Genomic DNA, 8,687 nt, shown 5'->3' with positions numbered 1-8,687 from the left:
GCCGTCATCGCCGGCCTGACCAGCAACCAGACCAAGGCCCTGACCACCGACCAGATCGTCGCCCTGAGCAGCAGCCAGATCAGCGCGCTGTCGAGCTCGCAAGTTGCCGGCTTGAGCACCGCCGCCATCGCCGCGATTGAAACGGCCGACGTCGGCGCGCTCAAAACGGCCGCCATCGCCGCGCTGAGCACCGCGCAGACCGCCGCGCTGACCACCGACCAGATCGTCGCGCTGAGCACCGCGCAGGTGGCATCGATGACCACCGCCAACCTGGCCTCGGGTCTGTCGACCGACCAGATCGTTGCGCTGAGCTCGAATCAGCTGGGCGCGCTGAGCACCGCGCAATTCGGTGCGCTGTCGACCCAGGACATTGCCGCCATCGAAACCGGCGACATCGTGGGCCTGAAAACCGCGATCATCGCCTCGCTGAAGACCGCGCAACTGGCGGCCCTGACCACCGACCAGCTGTCGAACTTGACCACCGCGCAAGTGGCGGCCATCACCACCGCCAACATCGCGGCACTGAGCACCGATCAGGTTGTCGCGCTGTCGTCGAACCAGTTCGGCGCCCTGAGCTCGGCACAACTGAGCGCCTTCAGCACCAACGACATCGCTGCGATTGAAACGGCCGACATCGGCGCGCTGAAATCGGCGGTGATCGCCGGCCTGAGCACCAGCCAGGTCAAGGCGCTGACCACCGACCAGATCGTCGCCCTGAGCAGCAGCCAGATCGGCGGCCTGACCAGCGGCCAGGTGGCCGCCCTGAGCACCGCCGCCATCGCCGCGATTGAAACGGCCGACCTCGGCGCGTTGAAGACCTCGGCCATCGCCGCGCTGAGCACCGCGCAGACCGCCGCGCTGACCACCGACCAGATCGTCGCGCTGAGCACCGCGCAAGTGGCCTCGATGACCACCGCCAACCTGGCTTCGGGTCTGTCGACCGACCAGATCGTGGCGCTGAGCTCGAACCAGCTGGGCGCGCTGAGCACCGCGCAGTTCGGTGCGCTGTCGACCCAGGACATCGCCGCCATCGAGACGGCCGACATCGTGGGCCTGAAAACCGCGATCATCGCCTCGCTGAAAACCGCGCAACTGGCGGCGCTGACCACCGACCAGCTGTCGAACCTGACCACCAGCCAGATCGCCTCGATCACGACCGCCAACATCGCGGCCCTGACCACCGACCAGGTCGTCGCGTTGTCGTCGAACCAGTTCGGCGCCCTGAGCTCGGCACAACTGAGCGCCTTCAGCACCAACGATATCGCCGCGATTGAAACGGCCGACATCGGCGCGCTGAAATCGGCGGTGATCGCCGGCCTGAGCACCAGCCAGGTCAAGGCGCTGACCACCGACCAGATCGTCGCCCTGAGCAGCAGCCAGATCGGCGGCCTGACCAGCGGCCAGGTGGCCGCCCTGGGCACCGACGCCATCGCCGCGATTGAAACGGCCGACCTCGGCGCGTTGAAGACCTCGGCCATCGCCGCGCTGAGCACCGCGCAGACCGCCGCGCTGACCACCGACCAGATCGTTGCGCTGAGCACCGCGCAAGTGGCCTCGATGACCACCGCCAACCTGGCTTCGGGTCTGTCGACCGACCAGATCGTGGCGCTGAGCTCGAACCAGCTGGGCGCGCTGAGCACCGCGCAATTCGGTGCGCTGTCGACCCAGGACATCGCCGCCATCGAGACCGGTGACATCGTGGGCCTGAAAACCTCGATCATCGCCTCGCTGAAGACCGCGCAACTGGCGGCCCTGACCACCGACCAGCTGTCGAACCTGACCACCGCGCAAGTGGCGGCCATCACCACCGCCAACGTCGCGGCCCTGACCACCGACCAGGTTGTCGCGCTGACGTCGAACCAGTTCGGCGCCCTGAGCTCGGCACAACTGAGCGCCTTCAGCACCAACGATATCGCCGCGATTGAAACGGCCGACATCGGCGCGCTGAAATCGTCCGTGATCGCCGGCCTGAGCACCAACCAGGCCAAGGCCCTGACCACCGACCAGATCGTCGCCCTGAGCAGCAGCCAGATCGGCGGCCTGACCAGCGGCCAGGTGGCCGCCCTGAGCACCGGCGCGATCGCCGCGATTGAAACGGCCGACCTCGGCGCGTTGAAGACCTCGGCCATCGCCGCGCTGAGCACCGCGCAGACCGCCGCGCTGACCACCGACCAGATCGTTGCGCTGAGCACCGCGCAAGTGGCCTCGATGACCACCGCCAACCTGGCCTCGGGTCTGTCGACCGACCAGATCGTGGCGCTGAGCTCGAACCAGCTGGGCGCGCTGAGCACCGCGCAATTCGGTGCGCTGTCGACCCAGGACATCGCCGCCATCGAGACCGGTGACATCGTGGGCCTGAAAACCTCGATCATCGCCTCGCTGAAAACCGCGCAACTGGCGGCGCTGACCACCGACCAGCTGTCGAACCTGACCACCGCGCAAGTGGCGGCCATCACCACCGCCAACGTCGCGGCCCTGACCACCGACCAGGTCGTCGCGCTGTCGTCGAACCAGTTCGGCGCCCTGAGCTCGGCGCAGCTGAGCGCCTTCAGCACCAACGATATCGCCGCGATTGAAACGGGCGACATCGGCGCGCTGAAATCGGCGGTCATCGCCGGCCTGAGCACCAACCAGGTCAAGGCGCTGACCACCGACCAGATCGTCGCCCTGAGCAGCAGCCAGATCGGCGGCCTGACCAGCGGCCAGGTGGCCGCCCTGAGCACCGGCGCCATCGCCGCGATTGAAACGGCCGACCTCGGCGCGCTGAAGACCTCGGCCATCGCCGCGCTGAGCACCGCGCAGACCGCCGCGCTGACCACCGACCAGATCGTTGCGCTGAGCACCGCGCAAGTGGCCTCGATGACCACCGCCAACCTGGCTTCGGGTCTGTCGACCGACCAGATCGTGGCGCTGAGCTCGAACCAGCTGGGCGCGCTGAGCACCGCGCAATTCGGTGCGCTGTCGACCCAGGACATCGCCGCCATCGAGACCGGTGACATCGTGGGCCTGAAAACCTCGATCATCGCCTCGCTGAAAACCGCGCAACTGGCGGCCCTGACCACCGACCAGCTGTCGAACCTGACCACCGCGCAAGTGGCGGCCATCAGCACCGCCAACGTCGCGGCCTTGAGCACCGACCAGATTGTGGCCCTGACGTCCAATCAGCTGGGCGCCCTGAGCTCGGCCCAGTTCAGCGCCTTCAGCACCAACGATATCGCCGCGATTGAAACGGCCGACATCGGCGCGCTGAAAACCGCCACCATCGCCGGCCTCAGCACCAGCCAGGCCGCGGCGCTGACCACCGATCAGGTGGTTGCACTGAGCAGCAGCCAGATCGGCGCCTTGACCAGCGCCCAGGCCGCGGGCCTGAGCACCGGCGCCATCGCCGCGATTGAAACGGCCGACATCGGCGCGTTGAAAACCGCAGCCATCAGCGGCTTGCGCAGCGCCCAGCTGGCTGCCTTGTCGACCGACCAGATCGTTGCGCTGAGCACCGCGCAAGTGGCCTCGCTGACCACCGCCAACCTGGCCAGCGGCCTGACCACGGATCAAGTGGTGGCGCTGTCGTCGACGCAGATCGGTACCCTGAGCACGGCGCAAGTGAGTGCGCTGAGCACCGGCGCCGTGGCCGCGATTGAAACGGCCGACATCGGCGCGTTGAAGACCTCGGTGATCGCATCGCTGCGCTCGGCCCAGGTCGCGTCGCTGACGACCGACCAGGTGGGCGCGCTGTCGACCGCCCAGGTCGCCGCGCTGAGCACCGCCAACATCGCCTCGGGTCTGACCACCGACCAGGCTGTTGCGCTGAGCTCGAACCAGGTCGGCGCGCTGAGCACCGGTCAGGTGGCCGCCCTGGCGACTGCCGCGGTGGCGGCGCTGGGTACCTCGGACATGGCTGCGCTGAAGACCAATATCGTGGCGTCGTTGCAGACCGCGCAGATCACCGCGCTGACGACCGATCAGATCGTTGCGTTGTCGAGCCAACAGCTGCAAGCGTTGACGACCGGCCAGATCAAGGCACTGTCGACCAACCAGCTGGTGGCGATCGAGACCCAGGACTTCGTCGGTCTGAAAACCTCGGCCATCGCTTCGCTGAGCACCGCGCAGCTGCGTAGCCTGACGACCGACCAGATCCACGCGATGACCACCTCGCAAGTGTGCTCGATCACCAGCGCCCAGGTGCCTGGCCTGTCGACCGACCAGATCGCGGCACTGCCTTCGCCGCTGGGTACGCCGATCGTGCTGGACCTGAACGGCAACGGCATCAACACCCTGGGCCTGTCGGCTGGCGTGAACTTCGATCTGCTGGCTAACGGCAACAAGGTCAACACCGGCTGGGTGGGCGGCGGCGACGGTCTGCTGGCCTTGGATCGCAACGGCGACGGCGTGATCAACGACGGCAGCGAACTGTTCGGTTCCGGCACCACGCTGGCCAACGGCCAGAAAGCCACCAACGGCTACGCTGCGCTGGGCGAACTGGACACCAATGGCGACGGCACCATCGACGCCAAGGACAGCGCCTTCGGCAACCTGCGTGTCTGGGTCGACGGCAATGCCGACGGCGTCAGCCAGGCCGACGAGCTGAAATCGCTGGCCGACCTGGGCATCACCAAGCTGAACCTGGATTCGAAACAGAACGCGTCGCTCAACAACGGCAACATTGTTGGCATCACGTCGACCTTCGAGACCAGCGACGGCGCCAGCCACGCAGCGGCGGACGTCTGGTTCCAGATGAGCACGACGGCGGCGGCCAGCCTGAGCTCCTCGGTCAGCGGCCTGTCGGCAGCGATGTCGAGCTTCAGCGCGGCAGCGGCGACGGTGACCACCACCGCCAAGCTGGAAGTGCCGAACAGCGTCAACACGGCAGTGGCCGCGATGGCGGATGCGATCAGCAATTACGACAACAAGCTGACCGCGACCTCCAACGCCGCTTCCACCGAGGAAACGCTGCGACTGAAAGCGCTGCAAGGCGGCAACCACAGCGGTTTCCTGGCTGCCAAGTAATCAGCTTCCAGTAAGGAAGTAAGGACGGCAAGACCTGCGGGTCTTGCCGTTTTTTTTAAGCCCCGGAACAACGTGGTAATTCGGGCTGTGTTTCAGCAACACAAAACCCTCCGCCAAGCACTGCACTAGGTTAGAATCCGAAGGCTGGCACGATAGTGCGCCAATGCAAGTTTTAACCTTGATCAGGCTTATGCACGATAAATTCCCCCATACCGCGATACAGTGTCTGACAGCCATCGCGCAGCATCACGGTTTGCAAATCAATCCGGAACGCCTGATCGACGACTACGCGCTGCGCGCGGAAGAGCCGGGCACCGGCGCGCTGCTGCGCATCGCCTCCGATATCGGCCTCAAGGCCAAGGCCGACAAGCTGACCTGGTCGCGCCTGATGGCGCAGGGCGGCGTGTTCCCGCTGATGGCGCGCCTGAACGACGGCAACATGGTGATCGCGGTCGGCGTCAAGCCCGGCGAAAACGGCGCGGAGGACACGGTCGCCGTGCTGAACCCGGCCAACGCCAACGCCGCCGTGGTCATGGTGACGCGCGCCGACTTCGAACGGCGCTGGAGCGGCGACGTGCTGTTCGTCAAACGCCAGCACAAGCTGTCCGACCCCAACCAGCCGTTCGGCCTGCGCTGGTTCATTCCCGAGATCCTCAAGCAGAAGGCGGCGTTCCGCGACATCTTCATCGCCGCCGTCGCCATGCAGCTGCTGGCGCTGGCCTCGCCGATCTTCTTCCAGCTGGTGATCGACAAGGTGCTGACCCACCAGAGCGTGACCACCTTGCAGGTGCTGGCGGTCGGCATCGTCGCCGCGCTGGTGTTCGACGCCACCTTCGGCTTCCTGCGCCAGACGCTGACCCTGGCCGCCTCCAACAAGATCGACATGCGGCTGACGCGCCGCGTGTTCGGCCACCTGCTGTCGCTGCCGATCGACTTCTTCGAGACCACCAGCGCCGGCGTGGTCACGCGCCACATGCAGCAGCTGGAAAAGATCCGCAACTTCCTCACCGGCCGCCTGTTCTTCACCGGCCTGGACCTGATCGCGCTGGTGGTGTTCGTGCCCATCCTGTTCAGCTATTCGTTCAAGCTGGCGATGATCGTGCTGCTGTTCGCAGGCCTGATCGCCTGCGTGGTGATGGCCATGGTGCCGACCTTCCAGCGCCGCCTCAACGCGCTGTACTCGGCCGAGGGCCAGCGCCAGGGCATGCTGGTGGAAACCATCCACGGCATGCGCACCGTCAAGGCGCTGGCGATCGAGCCGTCGCAGCGGCGCATCTGGGACCAGCGCTCGGCCGAGGCGATCACCATGCATTTCCGCGTGGGCCAGATCTCGATCGCCGGCAACGCCGTCACCGACTTCCTCGGCAAGCTGCTGCCGGTCACCCTGATCGTGGTCGGCGCGGCCGACGTGTTCGACAGCACCTTGTCGGTCGGCGCGCTGATCGCCTTCCAGATGCTGTCGGGCCGGGTGACCCAGCCTTTGATTTCCATCGTCGGCCTGGTCAACGAATACCAGGAGACGGCGCTGTCGGTGCGCATGCTGGGCGAGGTGATGAACCGCGCGCCCGAAGGCCGCGCCGGCGCCAACGGCCTGCGCCCCATCCTGCAGGGCGAGATCCGCTTCGACGACGTCACCTTCCGCTATCCGGGCGCGCAGGCGATGGCGCTGGACAAGGCCCGCTTCACCATCGAGCCGGGCACCGTGGTCGGCATCGTCGGCCGCTCCGGTTCCGGCAAGACCACCTTGACCAAGCTGATCCAGGGCCTGTACCCGGTGCAGGAAGGCATCGTCCGTTTCGACGGCATCGACGCGCGCGAGATCGAGCTGTCGCATCTGCGGCGCCAGATCGGCGTCGTGCTGCAGGAGAATTTCCTGTTCCGCGGCACCGTGCGCGAGAACCTGTCCGTCACCAAGCCGGACGCCACGTTTGAAGAGCTGGTCGAGGCCGCGGCCGCCGCCGGCGCCGACGAGTTCATCGAGCGCCTGCCGCTGGGCTACGACACCGTGCTGGAGGAAAACGCCTCCAACCTGTCCGGCGGCCAGAAGCAGCGGCTGTCGATCGCCCGCACCCTGGTGGCCAAGCCGCGCATCCTGATCCTCGACGAGGCGGCTTCGGCGCTGGATCCGGAATCGGAGGCGATCTTCATCAACAACCTGTCGCGCATCGCGGTCGGCCGCACGGTGGTGATGATCTCGCACCGCCTGTCGACGCTGGTCAACGCCGACAAGATCATGGTCATGCAGCAGGGCCGTCTGATGGACGCCGGCCGCCACGAAGAACTGCTTACACGTAGCGAAACTTACCAGCACTTATGGAACCAGCAAACAAGTCACCTCTAAGCTTCAAGCGCCGCCGCAAGGACGAGACCGAAATCGAGTTCCTGCCGGATGCGGACGCCATCGAGCGCGGCCCGCTGCCGAAGTTCGTGCGCCTCACGCTGCACGTGCTGATCGGCGCGTTCGCGTTCTTCATCCTGTGGGCCTGCTTCTCGCCGGTGGAGAAGATCGTCGTCGCCCACGGCCGCCTGGTCAATCCGCTGCCCAACATCGTGGTGCAGCCGCTGGACACCTCCATCATCCAGAGCATCGACGTGCGCGTCGGCCAGGTGGTGAAAAAAGGCCAGGTGCTGGCCACGCTGGACCCGACCTTCACCGCCGCCGACGAGCAGCAGCTGCGCGTGCGGCTGGAAAGCCTGGACACCCAGACCGCCGGCCTGCGCGCCGAGCTGGCCGGCCAGCCGGGCGCCGTCACCAACGGCAAGTCGAGCGCCGACTCGCTGCTGCAGGCGCAGCTGTCGAGCGAGCGCAAGGGTAATTTCGAGGCGCAGAAGACCAAGATGGACCAGAACATCGCGCGCCTGAAGGCGGGCCTGGAAACCAACAAGCACGACCAGCAGATCCTGGCCCAGCGCGTGAAGTCGCTGCGCGAAGTGGAGGCGATGCAGGAGCAGCTGATGGCCGAGCAGTTCGGCGCCAAGATGCACTTGCTGGAGGCGCGCGACCGCCGCCTCGAAGTCGAGCGCGACATGGACTTGCAGCGCAACAAGGCGATCGAGATGGCCAGCGAGCTGGCGTCGGCGCAGGCCGAGCGGGCCGCCTTCGACAAGAGCTGGCGGCAGAAGACCATGGAAGACCTGCTGAGCGCCTCGCGCGACCGCGACGGCATCAACGAGCAGCTGGCCAAGGCCGACAAGCGGCACAAGATGGTGCAGATGGTGGCGCCGGCCGACGGCGTGGTGCTGGAGATCGGCAAGCTGTCGGTCGGCTCCATCGTGCGCGAGGCCGAGCCGCTGTTCACGCTGGTGCCGCTGGGCGCCGAGCTGGAGGCGGAAGTGCAGATCGATTCGCTCGACATCGGCTACATCAAGCCGGGCGCGCAGGTGCACCTGAAGGTCGACGCGTTTTCGTTCCAGCAGCATGGCATGCTCGACGGCAAGGTCCGCACCATCAGCCAGGACGCGTTCAAGCGCGAGCAGACCGACAAGAACGGTGGCGGCCTCGACGCCTACTACCTGAGCCGCATCCCCTACACCGGCAAGCTGAAGAAGATGACGCCGGGCGCGCAGCTGCTGCCGGGCATGACCTTGTCGGCGGAGATCGTGGTCGGCCACCGCACCGTGATGTCCTACCTGCTGTATCCGCTGACGCGGGCGCTGGACGAATCGATACGCGAACCGTAGGC

General features: G+C 66.4%; 3 protein-coding genes. All 3 read left to right on the top strand.

What is annotated here, in order from left to right:
• On the top strand, positions 1-5,004 hold a 5,004-nt coding region (locus ABWW33_RS32320), incomplete at its 5' end, for an SPM autocatalytic domain-containing protein (RefSeq protein ID WP_353405520.1).
• A 163-nt stretch (positions 5,005-5,167) separates the two neighbouring features.
• Entirely contained in the window at positions 5,168-7,345 is a 2,178-nt protein-coding gene (locus tag ABWW33_RS32315) for a peptidase domain-containing ABC transporter (protein WP_353405519.1), read from the top strand.
• A complete protein-coding gene (locus ABWW33_RS32310) occupies positions 7,318-8,685 on the top strand; it encodes an HlyD family type I secretion periplasmic adaptor subunit (RefSeq protein ID WP_176653459.1) in 1,368 nt (455 codons plus the stop codon). The genes ABWW33_RS32315 and ABWW33_RS32310 overlap by 28 nt, the downstream gene beginning before the upstream one ends.
• Positions 8,686-8,687: the final 2 nt, after the last annotated feature.

The organism is Duganella hordei (assembly GCF_040369125.1).
GTDB classification, from domain to species: Bacteria; Pseudomonadota; Gammaproteobacteria; order Burkholderiales; family Burkholderiaceae_D; genus Rugamonas; species Rugamonas hordei.
The sequence above is the reverse complement of the archived record's forward strand: the minus strand, read 5'-3'. Positions and strand labels throughout refer to the sequence as shown.